The following is a 21,757-nucleotide window of genomic DNA, read 5'->3' as shown; positions in this document are numbered from 1 at the left end:
GCGGCGAATGCGTGCCGAATCTTTACCCCCGGACCGGAGTCGGTGCGCGGTCCCCCGTGCGTAAAAGGGTTTGCCGCGCCCACGGCCGGACGCGAGGATTGGACGGTTTGGTCCCCCCGCACGCTTCTGCCCACGTGATTCTGGAGGTCCTCGTGGACCTCGGCTCCTTCCGATCTTTGGGACGTCATGCAAATTCGCGATCTTCCGTACCCGGATCCCGGCGATCCCGATGTCCGGTCGGGTCCTCGCTTTCTGATCTGGCTCGGCCGCAACCAGATCCGCGGACAGCTCAAGGCCATGTCCTGGGGCCTGCTCCACCAGTGCTCCATCGCCGGGCTGCCGCTCGGCGTCGGGTTCGCCGTGCAGGCGGTCGTCGACCGGTCCGGCGGGCGGCTCGCGCTGGCCGGCGGGCTGATCGCGGTCCTCGGCGCACTCATCGCGGTGGGTGACACGATGCTGCACCGGACCGCCGTCACCAACTGGATCACCGCGGCCGCCCGGATCCAGCAACTGCTGGCGCGCAAGACCGCGGAGCTCGGCTCCGCGCTGACCCGCCGGGTCGCCGCGGGCGAGGTCGTAGCGGTTTCGACAGGTGATGTGGAGAAGATCGGCTGGTTCGTCGAGGCGCTCTCCCGGTTCGTGGCGGCCGCTGCGGCCCTGGTCATCATCTGCGTCGGTCTGGTGCTGTATCTGCCTTCGCTGGGCGTGCTGGTGGCGCTGGCCATGCCGGTGCTCGCGCTGGGCGTGCTGCCGCTCCTCCCCCGCGCCACCCGCCGCGCCGACTTCCAGCGCGAGAAGGCGGGGAAGGCCACCGAGCTGGCCTCCGATACCGTGGCCGGGCTGCGGGTGCTGCGCGGTATCGGCGGTGAGGAGCTGTTCCTCGGCCGTTACCGGCAGGCCTCGCAGGAGGTCCGCAAGGCCGCCGTCCGCAGTGCGCGGATGTGGTCACTGATCTCCGCGGTCCAGGTCCTGCTGCCGGGAGTTCTGCTGATCTCGCTGGTCACGTACGGTGCCGCCCTGGCCCGTGACGGGAAGATCGACGTCGGTCAGCTGGTGACCGTGTACAGCGCGGCGACGCTGCTGCTGTTCCCGCTGCGCCACTTCGAGGAGATCGCCATGGCGTACTCCTTCTCGCGGCCGTCCGCGCAGCGCGCGGTCCGGGTGCTGTCGCTGAGCCGGGTCGCACGTCCCTCGACGCTCGACACCGCACCGGCCGGTGACCTGTACGACCCGGTCACCGGACTCATGGCGCCCGAGGGCCTGTTCACCGCGGTGGTCTGCGGCGACCCGGACGAGGCAGGAAGGCTCGCGGACCGGCTCGGCGGCCACGCCCAGCCGGAGGTGGCGAAGGACGGTGCCGTCGCGGGCGGGACGGCGGACCCCGAGGTGCCGTCCGTGCTGCTCGGCGGAGTCCCCCTGGACGAGCTGGAACTGGACGCGGCCCGGACCGCCGTCCTGGTCCAGGACAAGGACCCGGTGCTGCTCTCCGGCACCCTGCGCGAGCTGCTGGACGTGCCGTCGTCCGGCCGGGTGACCGCCGGGGAAGCCCTGTCCGCCGCCCAGTGCGACGACGTCCTGAGCGCCCTGGCGCACGCCTCCGTCGACTCCGACGGCGATCCGATGAACACCCGGATCACCGAACGCGGCCGGTCGCTCTCCGGCGGCCAGCGCCAACGGCTCGCCCTGGCACGTTCGTTGGTGACCGACCCGGAGGCGCTGGTGCTCGACGAGCCGACCTCCGCGGTCGACTCGCACACGGAGGCGCGGGTCGCCGCGGGCATCAAGGCGCTGCGCAAGGAACGTACGACGGTGGCCTTCGCCTCTTCGCCGCTGCTGCTCGACCTGGCGGACCGGGTGGCGCTGGTCCACCGGGGCACGGTGGTGGCCGTCGGCACCCACCGTGAGCTGCTGCTCCGCGAACCGCGCTACCGGGCCGTCGTCACCCGCGAGACCGACGACGAGACCCTCGCCCGGCCGGGCGGGGAAGAGCCGGGCGGGGAAGAGCCGGGCGGGAAAGAAGCGGTCCACGCGATCGACACCCACGAGGAAATCGAGGAGAGGGCATGACCGGCCTCGCACCACCGGCCTTCGACCCGGCCGCGCCCGAGTCAGCCACCACCCTGCCGGTCGGCACCCCCGCGACCGTGAGGAGCTACGTCGGGGAGCTGATGCGGCGCCACCGGGGGCCGTTCATCGTCGTCACCCTGCTCAACACGGTCGCCGTGGTCTCCTCGATCGCCGGGCCCTACCTGCTGGGCGGGCTCGTCGAGGACCTGTCCGACGGGGTCACCGACCTCCATCTGGAGCGCACCGCCGCGGTGTTCGCCGTCGCGCTGGTCATCCAGACCGTGGTCACCCGGATGATGCGGCTGCGCAGCGCGATGCTCGGTGAGGAGATGCTGGCCGATCTGCGCGAGGACTTCCTCGTGCGCTCCGTCCGGCTGCCGCCGGGTGTGCTGGAGCGGGCCGGGACAGGGGACCTGCTCTCGCGGATCACCACGGACATCGACCGGCTCGCCAACGCCATGCGTGAGGCGGTGCCGCAGCTGGCCATCGGCGTGGTGTGGGCGGGGCTGCTGCTCGCCGCGCTCGCGGTGACCGCTCCCCCGCTGGCGCTCTCGGTGCTCGTCGCGCTGCCGGTGCTGATCATCGGCTGCCGCTGGTACTTCCGCCGGGCGCCGTCCGCGTACCGCTCGGAGGCCGCCGGTTACGCGGCGGTCGCGGCCATGCTCGCGGAGACGGTGGACGCCGGGCGGACCGTGGAGGCGCACCGGCTGGGTGCGGGCCGGGTCGCGCTGTCGGACCGGCGGGTCAAGGAGTGGACGGCCTGGGAGCGGTACACGCTGTTCCTCCGGTCCGTGCTCTTTCCCGTCATCAACGCCACGTACGTGACGATCCTCGGCGCGGTCCTGATGTTCGGTGGCTGGTTCGTGATCGAGGGCTGGCTCACGGTGGGGCAGCTGACGACGGGCGCTCTGCTCGCCCAGATGATGGTCGACCCGATCGGTCTGATCCTGCGCTGGTACGACGAGTTGCAGGTCGCCCAGGTGTCGCTGGCGCGGCTGGTGGGGGTCCGCGAGATCGAGCCGGACGCGGGTGACGCGTCGGTGGCCCCGGACGGCCGGGACGTGCGGGCGGACGAGGTGCGCTTCGGTTACCGGGCCGGGCTCGACGTCCTGCACAAGGTGTCGCTGGACGTCGCTCCGGGCACCAGGCTGGCTCTCGTCGGCCCGTCCGGCGCGGGCAAGTCGACGCTGGGGCGGCTGCTGGCCGGTATCTACGCGCCGCGCACGGGCGAGGTCTCGTTGGGCGGTGCGCAGTTGTCGCGGATGACCGCGGAGCACGTGCGTACGCATGTCGCACTGGTGAACCAGGAACACCATGTGTTCGTGGGGACGCTGCGGGACAACCTGTTGCTGGCCCGTGCCGGGGCGCAGGACGCGGAGCTGTGGGCGTCGCTGGCCGCGGTGGACGCGGACGGCTGGGCCAGGGCGCTGGACGAGGGTCTTGACCGTGAGGTCGGCTCCGGCGGTCTGGTGCTCACGCCCGCGCAGGCGCAGCAGATCGCGCTGGCCCGGCTGGTGCTGGCCGATCCGCACACGCTGGTGCTGGACGAGGCGACGTCGCTGCTCGATCCGCGCGCGGCCCGTCATCTGGAGCGCTCGCTCGCCCGGGTGCTGGACGGCCGTACGGTCGTGGCCATCGCGCACCGGCTGCACACGGCGCACGACGCGGATGTGATCGCGGTCGTCGAGGAGGGCCGGATCAGCGAACTGGGCAGCCATGACGAGCTGGTGGCGGCGGACGGCGCCTACGCGGCGCTGTGGCGGTCCTGGCACGGCTGAGCCGGGAGCCCCGGATCCACCGGACTTCCGGGGATCGTTAATGTCGGTACATGACAGATTCCTATACGGATCCGGGGACGCCCGACTGTCGTAGCGCACCGCGCTACCTGTGGTGGCTGGTCACCAGCCAGTGCCACCGGATCGCCGCCGGTGCGCTGCTCGGCAGTGCCTGGATGGTCTGTCTGACGCTGCCGCCGTACCTGCTGTCGCGCGCCATCGACGACGGGCTCGAACCGGGTCGGTGGCCCGCGCTGGCGGGCTGGGTCGCGGCGTTGCTGGGTGTGGGTGTGCTCAACGCGTGGCTGGCCATCATGCGCCACCGCACGATGACCAGGGTGCGCATGGACGCCGCGTTCCGGTCCGTCGCGGTCGTCGTCAGGCAGGCGACCGTACTGGGTGCGGAGCTGCCGCGCCGGGTCACGGGCGGGGAGGTCGTCACGATCGGGTTCCGCGATGTCGCCGTGATGGCCGGGACGCTGACCATCACCGGCCCCGGGGTCGGCGCGGTCCTCGCCTATGTCCTCGTGGCCGTGCTCCTGCTGACCGTCTCTCCGCTGCTCGCGGCGGTGGTGCTGCTCGGCGTACCGCTGCTCGCGGTGCTGGCGGGCCCGCTGCTGTGGCGGCTGCAAGGCGTCGAGGCGGCGTACCGGGAGCAGGAGGGCAGGCTCGCCGCCCGTTTCGAGGACATCGTCGGGGGCCTGCGCGTCCTCAACGGCATCGGCGGCAAGGAGGCGTACGGCGAGCGCTACCGGCAGGGTTCGCGGGAGCTGACGGCGGAGGGGTACCGGGTCGGTACGGTGACCAGCTGGATCCAGGCCCTCGGTGTCGGACTGCCCACCCTCTTCCTCGGCGTCGTGACCTGGCTGGCGGCCCGGATGGCCGCTCAGGGGACGATCACCGTGGGCGAGCTGGTCGCGGTGTACGGGTACACGGCGGTGCTGGTGGTGCCTGTCACGTTCTTCATCGAGGGCGGTTACGACCTCAGCCGGGGGCTGGTCGCCGCCCGCAGGGTCATCCGGTTCCTGTCTCTGGAGCCCGCTTCCCCGGGCGGGGAGGCCACTTCGGACGGGCCCTCGGAGCCGTCCGCGCTGCGTGATCCGGAATCCGGTGTCGAGGTGGAGCCGGGCGTGCTGACCGCGCTCGTCAGCGCCCGCCCCTCGGACTCCGCGGCGGTGGTCGACCGGCTCGGCCGGTTCGCGGAGTCGGCGGCGACCTGGGGCGGGATACGCCTCGACGAGATCGATCTGACGCGGGTCCGCCGCCGGATCCTGGTGGCGGACAACGAGGCCGATCTGTTCGCCGGACCGCTGCGCGAGGTGCTCTCCGGCGCGCTGGACCGGAACGAGGAGGCCATCGGCCGTGGCGTCCGCGCGGCCGTGGCGCAGGACGTCGTGCGCGGACTGCCGGACGGGCTCGACTCGCCGGTCGACGCGCAGGGCCGCAACCTCTCCGGAGGCCAGCGCCAGCGCATCCGGCTGGCCCGAGCGCTGCTGGCCGATCCCGAGGTGCTCCTCGCGGTCGAGCCGACCTCCGCGGTCGACGCGCACACGGAGGCGGCGGTCGCGGCGGGGCTGCACACCGCGCGGTCCGGCCGCACCACGGTCGTCACCAGCACGTCACCGCTCCTGCTGGACCGGGCGGACAACGTGTACTACCTGGTCGACGGCTCCGTCGCGGCCGTCGGCAGCCACCGCGAACTCCTGGACGGACAGCCCGGATACCGCGGGCTGGTGTCCCGCGGCGCGGACGACGACGCCCCCGGCGAAACCGTCCCGGCGTCCAGGAAGGCCGTTCGATGACCGCCGTCCCCGGGGCGGCGGACCGGGCCCTGCCCGTCGCCGGACCGCACCTGGTCCGCCGGGCCGCGCTCCGGCTGGTCCGGCTGGACGGCCGTGCCTTCGCCGCCATGACCGCGCTCAACGCCCTGGCCGCGGCGGCCGGGCTCGTCGGCCCGTGGCTGCTCGGGCGCATCATCGACGAGGTCCGGGCGGGCGGCGGGGTGGCAGAGGTGGACCGCCTCGCGCTCACCATCCTCGTCTTCGCCGTGGCGCAGCTGCTGCTGGTCCGCTACGCCGGGCTCGTCGCACACCGCTTCGGTGAACGGACCCTGGCCCGTATCCGGGAGCAGTTCGCCGAGCGGGCGCTCGCGCTGCCCGCCACCGCCGTCGAGCGGGCCGGCACCGGAGACCTGATGACCCGCGGCACCACCGATGTCGCCGCGGTCGGCGCGACCCTCCGCGACTCCGGGCCCGAGGTCCTCGTCGCGGGGGTCCAGGCGCTGTTCATCCTCGGCGCGGTCTTCGTCCTCGATCCGCTGCTGGGCGCCTGCGGGGTGCTGTGCCTGCTCGGCATCTGGTTCGCCGCCCGCTGGTACCTGCGCCGGGCGCTCACCGCGTACCTGGCGGAGGGAGCCGCCAACTCCGAGCTCGCGGAGCAGCTCGCCGCCACTGCCGCGGGGGCCCGCACCGTCGAGGCCCTGGGGCTGCAGCGGCGCCGTGTCGCGGCGTGCCGGGAGAGTATCGCGAAGTGCCGGCGCACCCGGACCCGGACGCTGTCCCTGCGCAGTGTGCTCTTCCCGGCCGTGGACATCTCCTACGTCATCCCGGTGGCCGGTGTTCTGCTGATCGGCGGCGTACTGCACGACCACGGGGCGATGAGCCTCGGCGCGGTCGTCGCCTCCGCGCTGTACCTGCGCCAGCTGTCCCAGCCCCTGGACGTCATCCTCCAGCAGATGGAGCAGCTCCAGAGCAGCGGCGCCTCGTTCGCGCGGGTGGAGGGGATCGGCACGACGGCGCAGGCGCTGTCGGCCGTCTCTCCCGCACCGGTTGCCACTTCCGCACCGGTTGCCACTTCCGGTCCAGCCGATGACGTGATCGAGGTGGCCGGGGCGCGCTACGCGTACGAAGGCGGGGACGACGTCCTGCACGGGGTCGACCTGACGGTACGGCCGGGTGAGCGACTGGTGATCGTCGGCCCCTCCGGGGCGGGCAAGACCACTCTGGGCAGGCTCCTGGCGGGCATGGACGCACCGCACACCGGCTCGGTGACGGTGGGCCGGGTCCCGGTGGCCGGTCTGGACCCGGACCGGCTGCGCCGGCACGTCGTCCTGGTCACCCAGGAGCACCACGTGTTCCTGGGCACGGTCCGGGAGAACCTGCGGATCGCCTCGGCAGGCGCCACCGACGCCGAACTGCACGCGGCGCTCGCCGCCGTCGGCGCCGAGTGGGCGGCGGAGCTGCCGGACGGCCTGGACACCGATCTGGGCCACGGCGGGCACCGGCCGGACGGGGCCAGGGCGCAGCAGCTCGCCCTGGCGCGGGTGGTACTGGCCGACCCGCACACGCTGATCCTCGACGAGGCCACCGCGCTGCTGGACCCGAGGACGGCCCGGCACACGGAGCGCGCGCTGGCCGCCGTACTGGAGGGCCGGACCGTCGTGGCCATCGCGCACCGGCTGCAGTCGGCCCACGACGCCGACCGGGTGGCGGTGATGGAGGACGGCCTGATCACCGAGCTCGGCACCCACGACGATCTCGTCGCGGCCGGCGGCGCGTACGCCGCGCTCTGGCGCTCGTGGCACGGCGGGCGGCCGCCCGCGTCCTGAGACGGGCGGCGGTCAGCCGCCCGCGCCCGCCCGGAATTCGGTGACCCACCGCGACGTGGCCCCGATGCCGCCGAAGGTGTAGAAGTGCAGCTTGAGAACACCGTGCCGGCGGATGTCGTACCCCTCGGCCAGGGCACGGATGAAGCGGTCGGGGCCGGCCGTGCCCATCAGGTTGGTGAGCGAGAATCCGTACTTCTTCGCGATGGACGTGCTCGTGCCGACGCCGAAGCGCGTGGCGTACGTCATCAGCCGCTTGATTCCGGCGGGGCCGGGGACCCCGACCCGCACCGGTACGTCGATGCCCCGTTTCCGTACCGCCTCGACCCAGGCCAGGACCGGGTCCGCGTCGAAGCCGAACTGGGTGATGACGTCGCCCGAGAGGCCCTGACCGGCGAGGGCGCTGGTCTTGTCCTCGATCGCGGACCAGAGCGCCGGGCCCGCGATGGCCGGGTGCCCCTCGGGGTATCCGCCGATGCCGACGTGCCGTACGCCGTACGACTGGAGCAGCCCGGACCGGATGAGCGCGAGGGAGTCGTCGTAGGGGCCGTGGGGTTCGGCCGGGTCGCCGCCGATGACCAGGACGTTGTCCCCCGTGCCGTCGGAGCGGAGGGCGGCGAGGAGCTCTTCCAGCTCCGGCCGGGAGCGCAGTCGGCGGGCCGATATGTGGGGAACGGGGGTGCAGCCGAGCCGCCGGACGGTACGGGCCGCGGCCAGCCGGGTGTCCAGGTCCTCCGTGCCGAGGAAGGTGATGTTGATCCGGGTGCCGGCCGGGATGCGGTCGCGGGCCGCTTCGAGCCCGGGGACGTCCTTGCCGGTCATCTCCAGGGAGAAGTCGTCGAGCAGCGCGGCGACGGCGGGGGCGGCGGCCGTGGAGAGGGAATCCATCGTGCTCCTCGTTCGTGCGGTTCTCCCTTGCCCCCAATTCTGCCGGTTGCGACTGACACCCCACCGGGAGCCCCCGGTGGGGTGTCAGTCGCGGGCGCGCGTCCGTCAGCCCACGGGGGCCTGCGCGGCGGCGGGCACGCCGGTGGAGGAGGCCGCGACGGTGGATGCCCGGCGCGGGCGGCGCAGGAGGACCGCAGAGACCAGGGCGGCGAGCAGGGTGAGGGCGGCGGCGACGATCAGGCAGAGGCGGAGGCCGTCGAGGAAGGCGTCGCCCACGGCGCTCAGGGCCGGGCCCGTGGCGGCGTCAAGGTGCATTCCGGCGACCGCGCCGAGTCCGCCGGAACGGGCGGTCTCGACGATGCCCTGCCCGGCGGCTCCGGTGATCCCGGCGTCCGCGAGGTGCGCCGGGAAGGTGTCGAGGGCGCGGGCGGTGAGGAGGGCGCCCAGGACGGCGGGGCCCAGTGCCCCGCCGACCTGCCGGAAGGCGTTGTTCCCGGCTGCGGCCATGCCCGCCAGGTGGACGGGCACGGAGGCGACGGCGGTGGCGGTCATGGGTGTCAGGACGCCGCCCATGCCGAGGCCCAGCAGCGCCAGCCGCCAGGCGATGGAGGCGAACGAGGTGTCCGCGTCGACGGTGGTCAGCGAGAGCAGGGAGCCGGTGACGACGAGGAGTCCGGCGGTGATCAGGACGCGGGCGGGCACCCGGTGCATCAGCCGGCCGACGGGGGCGCCGGCGACGATGGCGGCGCCGGTGACCATGAGCAGCCGCCAGCCCGCCTGGAGGGTGTCGAGCTGCTGCACCAGGCCGAAGTAGAGGCTCAGGAGGAAGAAGAAGCCGATCAGTGCCAGGAAGGTGATCATCGCGACGAGGGTGGTCGCGGTGAACGCGGCGCTGCGGAACAGCGTCAGGTCCAGCATCGGGCTGTCGCTGCGCCGCTCGGCCACGACGAAGGCGACGGCACCGGTCACCGCGACGAGCAGTGCCACCAGGACCCGGGTGTCGGTGAACGATCCGGCGCCGCCCTCGATCACGCCGTACACCAGCGCGGTGATCGCGGACGCGGCGGTGATCTGGCCCGGCCAGTCCAGCCGCCGCCCGTGCGGGGCGCGCGAGTCGGTCAGCAGCCGCGCGGCGACCGCCATCGCGATGAGCGAGACGGGGATGACCAGGAGGTAGATCCACCGCCAGGCGGCGTGCTCCAAAACGACTCCGGCGATCAGCGGTCCGACGGCCAGCGCCAGCAGGAGCGAGGTGGCCCAGAGGCCGATGAACTTGCCGCGCTCCCGGTGGTCGGGCACCGCGTGGCTGATCAGGGCGAGTGTGGTGGGCAGCAGCGCGGCCGCACCGAGTCCGGCGAGGGCCTGTCCGGCCCACAGCAGTTCGATCGACGGGGCGGTGAGGGCGACGGCGGCACCGACGGCGGAGGACGCCAGCCCCGCCTGGAACACCTTCTTGCGCCCGTGGACCTCGCCGAACACTCCGGCGGTCAGGATGAACGCGGCCATGGGCAGGACGAACGCGTCCTGGACCCACGCCAGCTGGGCTGTCGACGCGCCCAGTGCCGCCTGAATGGCGGGCAGGCTGACGGAGACGGTGGTCACCGGCAAGTAGGCGACGAATACGCCCAGGCAGGCCATGGCGAGCGTGGCCGCCCGCCGGTCGGCCGGCCCGCTCGCCGGGGGTGTGACGTTCACGGATGTGCTCCTCGGCGGCGCTCGGCGCCGCGGTCGATGTTCAACGGGGGCTCGTCCGCCCCGGTCGCCAGCATCGGTGACACCGGCCGGAATCAACGAAGCGGCTCCTCACATCGGAGCGATACCTCCATCGTCTCGACGCTCCGTGGCACACTTCCTCCGTGATGGACGCAGTGGACACGCAGATCCTCCGTACGCTCCAGTGCGCGCCGAGGGCCCCGTTCCGGCTCATCGGTGAGGTGAACGGGGTGTCGGAGCAGACCGCGGCCCGCCGCTACCACGCCCTGCGCCGCAGCGGGGTGATGCGGGTGGTGGGCCTGGTCGACCCCGCCGTGCACGGGGAGGCGCAGTGGGTCGCGCGCATCCGCTGCCGCCCCGACCGGGTCGGTCCGCTGGCCGACGCCCTCACCCGGCGTCCCGACATCGCCTACGCGAGCATCGCCTCCGGCGGCTCGGAGATCATCTGCGTGATCCGCTCACCGCTGGACGCCCAGCGCGAGGACATGCTGCTCCAGCAGCTGCCCAGGTCAGCCGCCGTACTCGACCTGAGCATCGATCTGCTCATCCACCCCTTCGACGCGCCCGGCGCGCCCGGGTGGACCGGCTACGGCGGACATCTCACGCCCGAGCAGGAGGAGCGGCTGACCGGCGGCCCGCCCCCCGTTCCGGCAGGCCCTCCCCTGCCCCCGGACGCGGAGGACGCCCCGCTGCTCGCCGCTCTCGCGGAGGACGGCCGTACCTCGCACACGCGGCTGGCCGAGGTCACCGGTTGGTCCAAGGGCCGCGTCGCGCGCCGCCTGGAGTCCCTGGAGTCGTCCGGCGCGCTCTCGTACGACATCGATCTGCTGCCCGAGCGCCTCGGCTTCCGCCTCAACGCGACTCTCTGGCTGCGCGTCGCCCCGGCCTGTCTGGAGCGGACCGGGCGGGAGATCGCCGGGCACGAGGAGGTCGCGTTCGCCGGCGCCACCAGCGGCGACCACAACATGATGGCCATCGTCACCTGCCGGGACGCCCAGGACTTCTACCGCTATCTGACCACCCGCCTCGCGGCGGTGCCGGGCGTCGACGCGTACGGGGTCAGCATCCGGGTCCGCCGCCTCAAGCAGGCCGCCTCACTGATCTCCCACGGCCGCCTGGTACATCCCGTACAGGTCTAGAGCCAGGCCTCAGATGACGTTCATCGCGGCCGCGGCGCCCACTCCCCCGAGCACCATGAACACCGGCATCAGCACCTTCAGTTCCACCCAGCTGCCGGCCCGGAACCGCATCGCCTTCGGCGGGCCGACCGGGTACCAGCGCTTGCGGCCCACCGGGATCGGCCAGAGGATCGGGCAGCCGGAGACGGTCAGCGCGTCCCCGATGTCGTGGACGAGAGCGCCCAGCACGATCGGCAGCCCGAGCCAGAGGTACTCCTGGCCGGGGGCGCTGAAGAGCCAGTCGGAGCCGTTGCCCGGCTTGTCCAGGACGCCGGCGAGAATCCACGCGCTGGTGGCGCCGAGCAGCCAGACCAGGACGTCGCTGGACACCCGGGCGGCCCGCCACAGCAGGCCTTCGACGGCGAGCACCAGATGGACGAAGAGGATCGCCAGCACCGCCCAGCGGCCGCCGGTGATGGCGGCGGCGGAGGCGCCGGCGCCTATCAGGACCGCCCACAGCCAGGTGTGGGTGAGGGTCCGGTGGCCGCCGTTGCGGTTCGAGTCGCCCCGCATCTTCGTCGCCTTGTAGACGGCGTGCGACAGCGTGTCGACGATCTCGCAGAGGCCCCGGGATATCGGCCCGAAGGCGCGTGAGATGGTCGCGGACTTGTGGTCCAGGTCCGGTGCCAGTGCGGCACCGGCCGTGATCAGCGCGCCGACGGCCAGGACGGGCCACGGCATGGTGTGTCCCGTGGCTGCCGCAGCCGCACCCACCCCCAGCCAGGCCGCCGCCCCTGACAGAGAGTGTGCCGGTCCCATCATGTCTGTTGCCGCCCCCGTAGGTATTGACCAGTGATGGACAACGCGTGGACGGGTGTCGTCCTCTCCGGGTACGGACCACCGTCGTTGTGCTGTCGTCGAGTTGAGGGGAAAGCGTATCGTCCATGATCTTCGTGCTGTCGTCCGGTTCCCTCATCCGGGCGGAAGGCAGGCAAGATGGGGGCGTGACCCTAATCGATCAGCTGCCCCCGACCGACGACCCCGACGACCTCTTCGAGGCATTCTCGTCATGGACCGAGACGCAGGGCATCACCCTCTATCCGGCTCAGGAGGAGGCGCTGATCGAGGTGGTCTCCGGGGCCAACGTGATCCTGTCCACCCCCACCGGCTCCGGCAAGAGCCTGGTCGCGGCCGGTGCGCACTTCGCTGCCCTGGCCCAGGACAAGGTCACCTTCTACACCGCGCCGATCAAGGCGCTGGTCTCGGAGAAGTTCTTCGACCTGTGCAAGCTGTTCGGCACGGAGAACGTCGGCATGCTCACCGGCGACGCCTCCGTCAACGCCGACGCCCCGGTGATCTGCTGTACGGCCGAGGTGCTGGCCGCCATCGCCCTGCGCGACGGGAAGTACGCGGACATCGGCCAGGTCGTGATGGACGAGTTCCACTTCTACGCGGAGCAGGACCGCGGCTGGGCCTGGCAGATCCCGATCCTGGAGCTGCCGCAGGCCCAGTTCGTCCTGATGTCCGCCACCCTCGGTGATGTCAGGATGTTCGAGGAGGACCTGACCCGCCGCACCGGCCGGCCCACCTCCGTGGTGCGGTCCGCGACGCGTCCGGTCCCGCTCAGTTACGAGTACCGGCTGACGCCGATCACCGAGACCATCACCGAGCTGCTGGACACCCGGCAGTCGCCGGTCTACATCGTGCACTTCACCCAGGCCTCGGCCGTCGAGCGGGCGCAGTCGCTGATGAGCATCAACATGTGCACCAAGGAGGAGAAGGAGAAGATCGCCGATCTGATCGGCAACTTCCGCTTCACCACCAAGTTCGGCCAGAACCTCTCCCGTTACGTGCGGCACGGCATCGGGGTGCACCACGCGGGCATGCTGCCGAAGTACCGCCGGCTCGTGGAGAAGCTCGCGCAGGCGGGTCTGCTCAAGGTCATCTGCGGTACGGACACGCTCGGCGTCGGCGTCAACGTCCCCATCCGCACCGTGCTGTTCACCGCGCTCACCAAGTACGACGGCACCCGGGTGCGTACGCTGCGCGCCCGTGAGTTCCACCAGATCGCCGGCCGGGCCGGGCGGGCGGGCTTCGACACGGCGGGCTTCGTCGTCGCACAGGCCCCCGAGCACGTCGTCGAGAACGAGAAGCTGGTCAAGAAGGCCGGTGACGACCCGAAGAAGAAGCGCAAGGTCGTCCGCAAGAAGGCCCCCGAGGGGTTCGTGGCCTGGTCGGAGACGACGTTCGACAAGCTGATCCAGTCCGACCCGGAGCCGCTGACCTCCCGTTTCCGGGTCACGCACACCATGCTGCTGTCCGTCATCGCGCGTCCCGGCAACGCCTTCGAGGCGATGCGGCACCTGCTGGAGGACAACCACGAGCCGCGCAGGGCGCAGCTGCGCCACATCCGCCAGGCGATCGCCATCTACCGCTCGCTGCTGGACGGCGGCGTGGTGGAGCGGCTGGAGACCCCGGACGCGGAGGGCCGCATCGTGCGGCTCACCGTCGATCTCCAGCAGAACTTCGCGCTGAACCAGCCGCTGTCCACGTTCGCACTCGCCGCGTTCGAGCTGCTGGACGCCGACTCCCCCTCGTACGCGCTGGACATGGTCTCCGTGGTGGAGTCGACGCTGGACGACCCGCGTCAGATCCTCGCCGCCCAGCAGAACAAGGCGCGGGGCGAGGCGATCGGGCAGATGAAGGCCGATGGCATCGAGTACGAGGAGCGGATGGAGCTCCTTCAGGAGGTGACGTACCCGAAGCCGCTGAGCGAGCTGCTGTGGCACGCGTACGACGTCTACCGGCAGAGCCACCCGTGGGTCGGTGACCACCCGGTGTCGCCCAAGACGGTGGTCCGTGACATGTACGAACGTGCCATGACGTTCACGGAGTTCACCTCGAACTACGAGCTGGCCCGTACCGAGGGCATCGTGCTGCGGTATCTCGCGGGCGCGTACAAGGCGCTGGAGCACACCATCCCGGACGACCTCAAGTCCGAGGATCTGGAGGACCTGATCGCCTGGCTCGGTGAGATGGTGCGTCAGGTGGACTCCAGTCTGCTCGACGAGTGGGAGCAGCTCGCCAATCCCGAGGTGGAGACGGCCGAGCAGGCTCAGGAGCGGGCCGACGAGGTCAAGCCGGTCACGGCGAACGCCCGCGCCTTCCGGGTGCTGGTCCGCAACGCGATGTTCCGCCGGGTCGAGCTGGCCGCGCTGGACCGGGTCCGTGATCTCGGTGAGCTGGACGGCGACGCGGGCTGGGACGAGGACGCGTGGGGCGAGGCGATGGACGCGTACTGGGACGAGCACGAGGAGCTGGGCACCGGCCCCGACGCCCGCGGCCCGAAGCTGCTGAAGATCGACGAGGACGCCGAGCACGGTCTGTGGCGGGTCCGGCAGACGTTCGCGGACCCGAGCGGCGACCACGACTGGGGCATCAGCGCCGAGGTCGATCTCGCCGCGTCCGACGAGGAGGGCCGGGCGGTCCTCCGGGTCACCTCCGTGGGCCAGTTGTGAGAGTGGAGACGAACAGCATGACGAACCCCGCAGAGCGCCTGGTCGACCTGCTCGACCTGGAGCAGATCGAGGTCAACATCTTCCGCGGCCGCAGCCCGCACGAGTCCCTTCAGCGGGTCTTCGGCGGACAGGTCGCCGGGCAGGCCCTGGTGGCGGCCGGCCGCACCACCGACGGGGACCGGCCGGTCCACTCACTGCACGCCTACTTCCTGCGGCCCGGCCGTCCGGGAGTGCCGATCGTCTACCAGGTCGAGCGGGTCAGGGACGGCCGGTCCTTCACCACCCGCCGGGTGACGGCGGTGCAGCAGGGGCGCACCATCTTCGATCTGACGGCGTCCTTCCACCGTCCGGAGGAGGCGGGCATCGCGCACCAGCTGCCCCCGGCGCGGGTGGTCCCGGATCCGGAGGAGCTGCCGACGGTCGCGGACGAGGTGCGTGATCACCTCGGCGCGCTTCCCGAGGCGCTGGAGCGGATGGCGCGGCGCCAGCCGTTCGACATCCGTTACGTCGACCGGCTGCGCTGGACGCGGGAGGAGATCACGGACGCCGACCCGCGCAGCGCGGTCTGGATGCGTGCGGTCGGCCCGCTCGGTGACGACCCGCTCGTGCACACCTGTGCGCTGACGTACGCGAGCGACATGACGCTCCTGGATGCGGTACGGATCCCGGTGGAGCCGCTGTGGGGGCCGCGCGGCTTCGATATGGCGAGCCTGGACCACGCCATGTGGTTCCACCGTCCGTTCCGGGCCGACGAGTGGTTCCTGTACGACCAGGAGTCGCCCGTGGCGACGGGCGGGCGGGGTCTGGCGCGCGGCCGGATCTACGACCGCGAGGGGAATCTGCTGGTGTCCGTGGTGCAGGAGGGACTGTTCCGGCGGCTGGACGAGCAGCCCTCCTGACGGCCGGGGATTCCGGGTCCGCCGGGAGCGGGCTCAGATGCCGGGCAGCGGGTCCTGATCGACCTCGTGACGGCGGGTGCGGATGTCCGGCGGCGCCGGATGCAGCTTGGCGTCGCAGGCGGGGCCGAGTCCGCTGCGGCGCGAGGCCGTGCCGGTGAGCGGGCGTCCGCACAGCCGGCAGCGCACGGTGCGGCGGACCGCCGCCGGCCCGGCCTCCGGCAGCGGTTCGGTACCGGATCCGGGGAAGGGTTCTGGAGACTCCACCCGTCGATCCTCTCAAGCCAGGGGGCCACTGCGCGACTTCCCGCCCGGCACCCGGAGGGGTTCGCGGGTGACCGGCGTCAGCCCCGGCCGCACCGGTCCGCGGGGCGCGCTCCGTTAGCCCGTCCGGCGGACAGCGCGGGACTCGGCCGCCTCCCGGCGCGAGCCCTTCCCCCTCTGCCGTTCGCCGCCACGGAGGGTGGTCGCGCGCGGTGATCCACGGGGCGGAAGCGCCGGCCCGGTGCTCCCACCGCAGGAGGCGCGGTCATGACGGACGATCAGGTGTTCCTCGGCCTGGGACTGATTGTGGTGCTGGCGGTCGGCTCGCAGCTGCTGGCCGGCCGGCTGCGGGTACCGGCGCTGCTCGTCCTGCTGCCGGTCGGTTTCACCGCCGGCGCGCTGACGGACGACATCGATCCCGAGCGGCTGCTGGGCACCGCCTTCTCCCCGCTGGTGTCACTGGCCGTGGCGGTGATCCTGTACGACGCCGGGCTGGGGCTGGATGTCAGCAGGCTCAAGGGCCACAACCGCCGTGTCGTGGTCCGGCTGCTCTGGATCGGGACGGTGCTCACCGTGGTGTCGGCCGCGCTGTTCGCCGTGCCGGTACTCGACATGTCGGTCTCCGGGTCCGTGATGCTCGCGTCGATCCTGGTCGTCTCCGGTCCGACGGTCGTCGGACCGCTGCTCAACTTCGTCCGGCCCAGCGAGCGGCTCCAGCGCGTGCTGATCTGGGAGGGGTCCCTGATCGATCCGGTCGGCGGGATCCTGGGGGCGCTGGTCTTCCACGGGGTGCTCGCGGGTGACCGGCCGGGGTTCGGCCGTCAGCTGGGGCAGTTCGCGGCCAGCGCGGCGGTGGGGGTGGCCGGCGGCGCGGTCGGGGCGGGTCTGCTGTGGCTGCTGCTGAGCCGGGTGCGGCTGAGCGAGGAGCTGGGTACGTCGGTGCAGTTCGCCGCGGTGATCGGCGTGGCGGCGGCGTGTGACGCGCTGCGCGACGACACGGGGCTGATCTCCGCCGTCGTCATGGGGATGGCGGTCGCCAATCTGCCGGGCCCGGACATCCCGGTGCGTCGGCCCTTCTTCGACACGCTGGTCTCGCTCACCATCGGTCTGCTCTTCATCTCCATCTCGGCCACGGTCACCCCCGCCTCGCTGCGGCACGTGGTGCTGCCGTCGCTGGCGCTGGTCGCGCTGCTCGTTCTGGCGACCAGGCCCCTGGTGGCCCACCTCGCGACGCTCGGGACCGATGTGCCGCGCGGGGAGCGGTGGTTCATCGGCTGGATGGCCCCCCGGGGCATCGTCGCGGCGGCCACCGCCTCCACGTTCTCCGCAACCCTGGCCGACAAGGGCATCGGCGGCGCGGACCGCATCCTCCCGGCCACCTTCGTGGTGATCGTCGCCACGGTCACGCTCTACGGCCTGACGGCGTTCCCGGTGGCCCGGCGGCTGCGGGTGCTGCGCCCGGCGAGGTCCAGGCCGCTGCTGGTGGGCGGCGCCGCGTGGACGGTGGACCTGGCGTGCGCGCTGCGCTCCGCGGGTCCTGACGTACTGATGTGGGCGGGCGCCGCCCCCGAGCGGGCGCGGATCGAGGAGGCGGGGCTGAAGCTGGCCCCCGGTGAGCTGCTCGCCTCCGCCACCGGCGCCGGGGCGGAGCTGGAGGGGATCAGCGACGTGCTGCTGCTGACCGGGGAGGACGACTTCAACGCGCTCGCGTCGATGACACTCCGGGAGTCCGTCGAGGGCCCGGTCCACCGGCTGCGCCCGCCCTCCGCGAGCCACGGGGTGGTGGCCCCGTACACGGGTGGTGAGTCGCTGTTCGGTCCCGGACTCACCGGTCCCGAACTGGCCCGCAGGTACGAGGCCGGGGCGCGGGTGGTCAACCGGCCCTACGACGGTGAGGTCCCGGCCGGGCACGAGCTGCTGTTCGTGGTGAACGCGGCCGGCCGGCTCACCCCGGTGACCGGTGCCGGCACGGCCGCACCGGTACGGGGCGACACCCTCGTCCTGCTGAGCCCGCCGTCGCGGCCCTGAACCGGACCGTCCCGGATCAGAGATAGAATCTCTGCCGTGAGAGAGATGGAGAGCGCCGAGCCGGGCGCCGTCGATGCCCGGCTGGCGGCACGGCTGGCCGAACTACGCGCCGAGGCGGGCTGGTCGCTGGAGGAGCTGGCGCACCGCACCGGAGTGAGCCGGTCGACGCTCTCGCGGCTGGAGCGCGGCGAGCTGAGCCCGACCGCGGCGCTGCTCGGGCGGCTGTGCACGGTCCACGGCCGGACCATGTCGCGACTGCTCCTCGAAGTGGAGGCGGAGCCGCCGCAGCTGGTGCCCGCCGGGCGCCAGCCGGTGTGGCGCGACGAGGAGTCCGGCTTCGTACGCCGCTCCGTCTCGCCGCCGCACCCGGGGCTGCGCGCGGAGGTCGTCGAGGGGGTGCTCGGCGCGGGCGCCTCGATCGCGTACGAGAATCCGCCCGTGCCCGGTCTCGAACAGCACATCTGGGTCCTGGAGGGGGCGGTCGAGATCACCGTGGACGGCACCGTGCACACCGTCCGCACCGGCGACTGCCTGCGCTTCCGGCTGCGCGGGCCCTCTCGTTTCCACTGTCCGGGCCCGGCCGGGGTCCGTTACGCACTGCTGATCGTTCTGCCCTGAAAGGACCTGTCGTATGACCGAGATCGTCCAGGTGTCCGGACCCGAACTGGTCACGTACGCCGATGAGCTGGCCGCACTCCTGGTGGAGATCGTGGACGGCGGGGCCTCCGTCGGATTCCTCGCACCGCTGGACCGGGACGCGTCGGCCCGCTGGTGGCGCGAGCAGGCCGCGTCGGTGTCCGCCGGGCGCCTCCAGGTCTGGATCGCCCGGGACGGTGAGCGGGTCGCCGGGACCATCGGCCTGGTCCGGGCCCCGCTGCCGAACGCCCGTCACCGCGCGGAGGTCACCAAGCTGATGGTGCGTCCGTCGGCGCAGGGCCGGGGGCTGGGCCGGCGGCTGCTGGACGCGGCCGAGCGGACGGCGGCCGGGGACGGTGTCACGCTGCTCGTCCTGGACACCGAGAGCGACAGCGCCGCCGAGCGGCTCTACCGCTCCGCGGACTGGACCGCGTGCGGCTCGATTCCCGGCTACGCCGCCGATCCGGTGGGGGCCCTCAAGCCGACCACCTACTACTACAAGGCGGTCGGCCCGGGGTCTGCTCAGCCGGCGAGTCCGTCGAGGTCCTTGTAGACGACGCCGTCCTTCATCACCACCAGGACGTTCGCGGGGTCACCGAGGGCGCGGATGTCGTCGAGCGGATTGCCGCGGGCTATGACGACGTCGGCGCGCTTGCCGGGCTCCAGGGTGCCGGTCTCGTGGGCGATGCCCAGGAGCTCGGCGGCCTCGGCCGTACCGGCGCGCAGCGCGCCCATCGGGGTCATGCCGCAGTCCACGAGGTGGCCCAGTTCGCGCAGGTTGGTGCCGTGTTCCGCGATGCCGCAGTCGGTTCCCATGGCGACCCGCACCCCGCGCGCGATGGCGTGCGGGATGTGCGTGCGGGCGACCTCCTGCCAGTGCTTCTTCTTCGCGTACGCCCAGGGCGCCGCCTTCTTCGGGTCCGGGTCGGTGTGGGCGGTGGTGAGGGTCGGTACGAGGAACGTGCCGCGCTCCAGCATCAGGTCTATGGCCTCGTCGTCGATCTCGTAGCCGTGCTCGATGCTGGCGACCCCGCCCCGTACGGCGTTGAGGATGCCGCCCCTGCCCTGCGCGTGGGCGGCGACCTTCTTGCCCCGGTGTCCGGCGGCGATCTCGGTGATCGTACGGATCTCGTCCTCCAGGAATCCGTCGTCGTCGGGCTGGTCGGTGGGGCTCCAGACGCCGCCGGTCGCGGCGATCTTGACGCAGTCGGCGCCCTGGCGCAGCACGCCGCGCACCGCCCGGCGGCATTCGGCGGTGCCGTCGGCCAGCCGCCCCATGGTGTTGTCGTTGGCTCGGTCGTCGTTCCCCGACCGGAAGTCGCCGTGCCCGCCGGTCGGGCTGAGCATGGCGACGGCCACCAGCAGCCGGGGGCCGACCAGCAGCCCGGACTCGACGGCCCGCCGGTGTCCGGCGTCCGCCCCGCCGAGGTCCCTGGCGGTGGTGACCCCGGCTTCGAGCGTCGCCCGCATCCGGGGTGCGGCGAGGAAGGTGAGCAGGCTGCGGGGCATGGTGGCTATCTCGGCGTGGCTCAGTGCGGTGCCGGGGGCGGCCATGTGGACGTGGCAGTCGATGAAGCCGGGCAGGATCGTGCCGCCCCGGACGTCGACGCGCCGGGTCCCCTCCTCGGTCGCCGGACAGTCCGCGGACGGGCCCGCCCAGCGGACGCGTCCGTCCTCGACGAGCACCGCGCCGTCCCGGACGGGTTCGGCGCCCGTGCCGTCGATGAGCAGGCCGTTGTGCAGGAGTACGGGGGTGGTGGGAGCGGGCATGGCGCTGTTCCTTCCCTGGGGGGTGTGCGGATCGGGGTGGGTGGCGGGTCAGCCGAGGGTGGTACGGGGCCGGGCCACGACGGCCGCCGCGGCGGCGACCAGGACCGACACGCCCGCGCAGCACCACCAGACGGTGGTGTAGGCGTCGATCGTGGGGATCTTCGTGCCCTTGAAGGTGATCGCGGTGAGGATGGCCGCGAAGACGGCACCGGCGACCGAACCGCCCACTGTCTTGGCGGTGTTGTAGATGCCGGTGGCGATCGCGGTGCGCTCGTGCGGGCTGGCTTCGACGATCAGGACGGGCATGGCGCTGAGGGCCAGCCCGAAGCCCGAGCCGACGATGGCGTTGACGACGACGAACTGCCAGGGCTCGTCGTGCGCCACGATCAGCAGCACGTAGCCGGCCGCCATGAGGAACCCGCTGAGCACGAGGGCGCCGCGTCCGCCGATCAGCCGGAAGAGCCGGGAGGCGACGAGCGAGGCGGCGAACGCCATGACACCGGACGGCAGCATGAGCCACGCGATCCCGAGGGCGTCGTAGCCGAATCCGTATCCGAGCTTGTCGCCGGGCGAGGACACGAAGAGGACGGCGGCGGTCTGGGCGCCGAAGAGCGCGGTGCCGAGCAGGAAGCTGGCCGCGTACACGGGGAGCAGGGTGCGCCGGACGGTGAGGCGGATGTCGACGATGGGCTCCGCGACGCGGAGTTCGACCAGGACCCAGACGACGAGCGTGGCGGCGGCGACCGCGAGGAGCGTCAGGGTCCAGCCGTCGCTCCAGCCCCACTTGGGTCCCTGGGAGATGCCGAGCAGCAGCGTGGCGAGTCCGACGCTGAGCAGCCCGGCGCCCGCCCAGTCGACCCGGCCCGGGGCGCGGGTCTTCGATTCGGGTACCAGGAAGAAAACGACTCCGGCGCACAGGACGGTCGTGACGGCCGGGATCCAGAGCACGCCGTGCACCGAGGAGATGACTTCGCGCAGGAGACCGGCGATGACCATCCCGGCGCTGGCGCCGAAGGTGAGGGCGCCGACGAGCAGGGCGATGGCGCTCCGGGCGCCCGCCGCGTCGAGCCGGTCGCGGACGAGGCCGATCTCCAGCGGCAGGAGCGCGGCGAGCGGTCCCTGCAGGACGCGCCCGACGAGCAGCACCTCGAAGGAGGGCGACCAGGCGACCAGGACGGAGCCGGCGACGAGGCAGAGGACCGCGATGCGCAGCAGCCGCCGGTGGCCGTACATGTCCCCGAGCCGGCCGAACAGCGGTACGGAGACGGCTGCGGCGAGGAGCTGTGCGGCGTTGACCCAGTTGAGGTCGCCCGCTCCGACGTGCAGGACGGTGCCGAGCTCGGGCAGCAGGGCCGGCATCATCCCCTGGATGATGCCGCTGGTCAGTTCGACGAAGACCAGGAATCCGACGACCGCGGCGACGCGGGCGCCGCCGAGGCCAGGCGCGCCGGCGCCCGCGGTGGGCTGGATACGCGACATG

General features: G+C 72.5%; 16 protein-coding genes. 10 read left to right on the top strand and 6 right to left on the bottom strand.

Going from position 1 to position 21,757, the window contains the following annotated elements:
- The first annotated feature begins 186 nt into the window (after positions 1-186).
- From ACFVQ0_RS23950 to ACFVQ0_RS23935, 4 genes are read left to right on the top strand one after another with little or no spacing between them, the layout of a single operon-like run.
- Positions 187-2,067, top strand: a complete 1,881-nt coding sequence (locus tag ACFVQ0_RS23950) for an ABC transporter transmembrane domain-containing protein (protein WP_390091164.1) — start codon at positions 187-189, stop codon at positions 2,065-2,067.
- Positions 2,064-3,845 (top strand): ABC transporter ATP-binding protein, encoded by a 1,782-nt coding sequence (locus ACFVQ0_RS23945; RefSeq protein ID WP_390091162.1) that lies wholly within the window; start codon positions 2,064-2,066, stop codon positions 3,843-3,845. The genes ACFVQ0_RS23950 and ACFVQ0_RS23945 overlap by 4 nt, the downstream gene beginning before the upstream one ends.
- Positions 3,846-3,895: 50 nt before the next feature.
- A complete protein-coding gene (locus ACFVQ0_RS23940) occupies positions 3,896-5,644 on the top strand; it encodes an ABC transporter transmembrane domain-containing protein (RefSeq protein WP_390091160.1) in 1,749 nt (582 codons plus the stop codon).
- On the top strand, positions 5,641-7,449 hold the full coding sequence (locus tag ACFVQ0_RS23935) for an ABC transporter ATP-binding protein (protein WP_390091158.1): 1,809 nt from the start codon (positions 5,641-5,643) through the stop codon (positions 7,447-7,449). Before ACFVQ0_RS23940 ends, ACFVQ0_RS23935 begins: the two co-directional genes overlap by 4 nt.
- Before the next feature lie 12 nt (positions 7,450-7,461).
- Here the strand turns inward: ACFVQ0_RS23935 and ACFVQ0_RS23930 are convergent, their stop codons facing one another.
- Both ACFVQ0_RS23930 and ACFVQ0_RS23925 read right to left on the bottom strand, forming a co-directional pair.
- Positions 7,462-8,334: a methylenetetrahydrofolate reductase gene (locus tag ACFVQ0_RS23930; RefSeq protein ID WP_390091157.1), complete on the bottom strand. Its 873-nt coding sequence runs from the start codon at positions 8,332-8,334 to the stop codon at positions 7,462-7,464.
- Between the two features lie 105 nt (positions 8,335-8,439).
- On the bottom strand, positions 8,440-10,029 hold the full coding sequence (locus ACFVQ0_RS23925) for an MFS transporter (RefSeq protein WP_390091155.1): 1,590 nt from the start codon (positions 10,027-10,029) through the stop codon (positions 8,440-8,442).
- Positions 10,030-10,190: 161 nt separating this feature from the next.
- Here ACFVQ0_RS23925 and ACFVQ0_RS23920 point away from each other — a divergent pair, with 161 nt between their 5' ends.
- Positions 10,191-11,186: an Lrp/AsnC family transcriptional regulator gene (locus ACFVQ0_RS23920; RefSeq protein WP_390091153.1), complete on the top strand. Its 996-nt coding sequence runs from the start codon at positions 10,191-10,193 to the stop codon at positions 11,184-11,186.
- A gap of 9 nt (positions 11,187-11,195) precedes the next feature.
- On the opposite strand, the gene ACFVQ0_RS23915 is transcribed toward ACFVQ0_RS23920, so the two are convergent.
- Positions 11,196-11,987, bottom strand: coding sequence for a metal-dependent hydrolase (locus tag ACFVQ0_RS23915; RefSeq protein WP_390091151.1), 792 nt, complete (start codon positions 11,985-11,987; stop codon positions 11,196-11,198).
- Between the two features lie 122 nt (positions 11,988-12,109).
- Between ACFVQ0_RS23915 and ACFVQ0_RS23910 the strand changes: the two genes are divergently transcribed.
- The gene (locus tag ACFVQ0_RS23910) at positions 12,110-14,683 is read left to right on the top strand and encodes a DEAD/DEAH box helicase (RefSeq protein ID WP_390091149.1); all 2,574 of its coding nucleotides are present in this window, start codon (positions 12,110-12,112) and stop codon (positions 14,681-14,683) included.
- 17 nt (positions 14,684-14,700) lie between these two features.
- Complete coding sequence (locus ACFVQ0_RS23905; RefSeq protein WP_390091147.1) at positions 14,701-15,582, top strand: acyl-CoA thioesterase; 882 nt, start codon at positions 14,701-14,703, stop codon at positions 15,580-15,582.
- 33 nt (positions 15,583-15,615) lie between these two features.
- On the opposite strand, the gene ACFVQ0_RS23900 is transcribed toward ACFVQ0_RS23905, so the two are convergent.
- Positions 15,616-15,846 carry a DUF6011 domain-containing protein gene (locus ACFVQ0_RS23900; protein WP_390091145.1) on the bottom strand — a complete coding sequence of 77 codons (231 nt, stop codon included), beginning with the start codon at positions 15,844-15,846 and terminating at the stop codon, positions 15,616-15,618.
- A 264-nt stretch (positions 15,847-16,110) separates the two neighbouring features.
- On the opposite strand from ACFVQ0_RS23900, the gene ACFVQ0_RS23895 reads away from it, so the two are divergent.
- The 3 genes from ACFVQ0_RS23895 to ACFVQ0_RS23885 are packed head-to-tail and all read left to right on the top strand — an operon-like array spanning position 16,111 to position 19,060.
- A complete protein-coding gene (locus tag ACFVQ0_RS23895; protein ID WP_390091143.1) occupies positions 16,111-17,871 on the top strand; it encodes a cation:proton antiporter in 1,761 nt (586 codons plus the stop codon).
- Positions 17,872-17,916: 45 nt separating this feature from the next.
- Positions 17,917-18,489 carry a helix-turn-helix domain-containing protein gene (locus tag ACFVQ0_RS23890; protein WP_390091362.1) on the top strand — a complete coding sequence of 191 codons (573 nt, stop codon included), beginning with the start codon at positions 17,917-17,919 and terminating at the stop codon, positions 18,487-18,489.
- Positions 18,490-18,502: 13 nt separating this feature from the next.
- Complete coding sequence (locus tag ACFVQ0_RS23885) at positions 18,503-19,060, top strand: GNAT family N-acetyltransferase (RefSeq protein ID WP_390091141.1); 558 nt, start codon at positions 18,503-18,505, stop codon at positions 19,058-19,060.
- Here ACFVQ0_RS23885 and ACFVQ0_RS23880 read toward each other — a convergent pair.
- Positions 19,030-20,277, bottom strand: a complete 1,248-nt coding sequence (locus ACFVQ0_RS23880) for an amidohydrolase family protein (protein WP_390091139.1) — start codon at positions 20,275-20,277, stop codon at positions 19,030-19,032. The genes ACFVQ0_RS23885 and ACFVQ0_RS23880 overlap by 31 nt on opposite strands.
- 48 nt (positions 20,278-20,325) lie before the next feature.
- On the bottom strand, positions 20,326-21,756 hold the full coding sequence (locus ACFVQ0_RS23875; RefSeq protein WP_390091137.1) for an MFS transporter: 1,431 nt from the start codon (positions 21,754-21,756) through the stop codon (positions 20,326-20,328).
- Position 21,757 lies beyond the last annotated feature (1 nt).

This window comes from Streptomyces sp. NPDC057900 (genome assembly GCF_042887885.1).
GTDB lineage: Bacteria > Actinomycetota > Actinomycetes > Streptomycetales > Streptomycetaceae > Streptomyces.
Note: the sequence above shows the minus strand (reverse complement) of the source record. Positions and strands in the feature narration are given on the sequence as shown.

Coding starts and splice junctions, on each gene's coding strand:
- ACFVQ0_RS23950 (WP_390091164.1), top strand. CDS start 187: ATGCAAATTCGCGATCTTCCGTACCCGGATCCCGGCGATCCCGATGTC.
- ACFVQ0_RS23945 (WP_390091162.1), top strand. CDS start 2,064: ATGACCGGCCTCGCACCACCGGCCTTCGACCCGGCCGCGCCCGAGTCA.
- ACFVQ0_RS23940 (WP_390091160.1), top strand. CDS start 3,896: ATGACAGATTCCTATACGGATCCGGGGACGCCCGACTGTCGTAGCGCA.
- ACFVQ0_RS23935 (WP_390091158.1), top strand. CDS start 5,641: ATGACCGCCGTCCCCGGGGCGGCGGACCGGGCCCTGCCCGTCGCCGGA.
- ACFVQ0_RS23930 (WP_390091157.1), bottom strand. CDS start 8,334: ATGGATTCCCTCTCCACGGCCGCCGCCCCCGCCGTCGCCGCGCTGCTC.
- ACFVQ0_RS23915 (WP_390091151.1), bottom strand. CDS start 11,987: ATGATGGGACCGGCACACTCTCTGTCAGGGGCGGCGGCCTGGCTGGGG.
- ACFVQ0_RS23910 (WP_390091149.1), top strand. CDS start 12,110: ATGATCTTCGTGCTGTCGTCCGGTTCCCTCATCCGGGCGGAAGGCAGG.
- ACFVQ0_RS23905 (WP_390091147.1), top strand. CDS start 14,701: ATGACGAACCCCGCAGAGCGCCTGGTCGACCTGCTCGACCTGGAGCAG.
- ACFVQ0_RS23895 (WP_390091143.1), top strand. CDS start 16,111: ATGACGGACGATCAGGTGTTCCTCGGCCTGGGACTGATTGTGGTGCTG.
- ACFVQ0_RS23890 (WP_390091362.1), top strand. CDS start 17,917: ATGGAGAGCGCCGAGCCGGGCGCCGTCGATGCCCGGCTGGCGGCACGG.
- ACFVQ0_RS23885 (WP_390091141.1), top strand. CDS start 18,503: ATGACCGAGATCGTCCAGGTGTCCGGACCCGAACTGGTCACGTACGCC.
- ACFVQ0_RS23880 (WP_390091139.1), bottom strand. CDS start 20,277: ATGCCCGCTCCCACCACCCCCGTACTCCTGCACAACGGCCTGCTCATC.
- ACFVQ0_RS23875 (WP_390091137.1), bottom strand. CDS start 21,756: ATGTCGCGTATCCAGCCCACCGCGGGCGCCGGCGCGCCTGGCCTCGGC.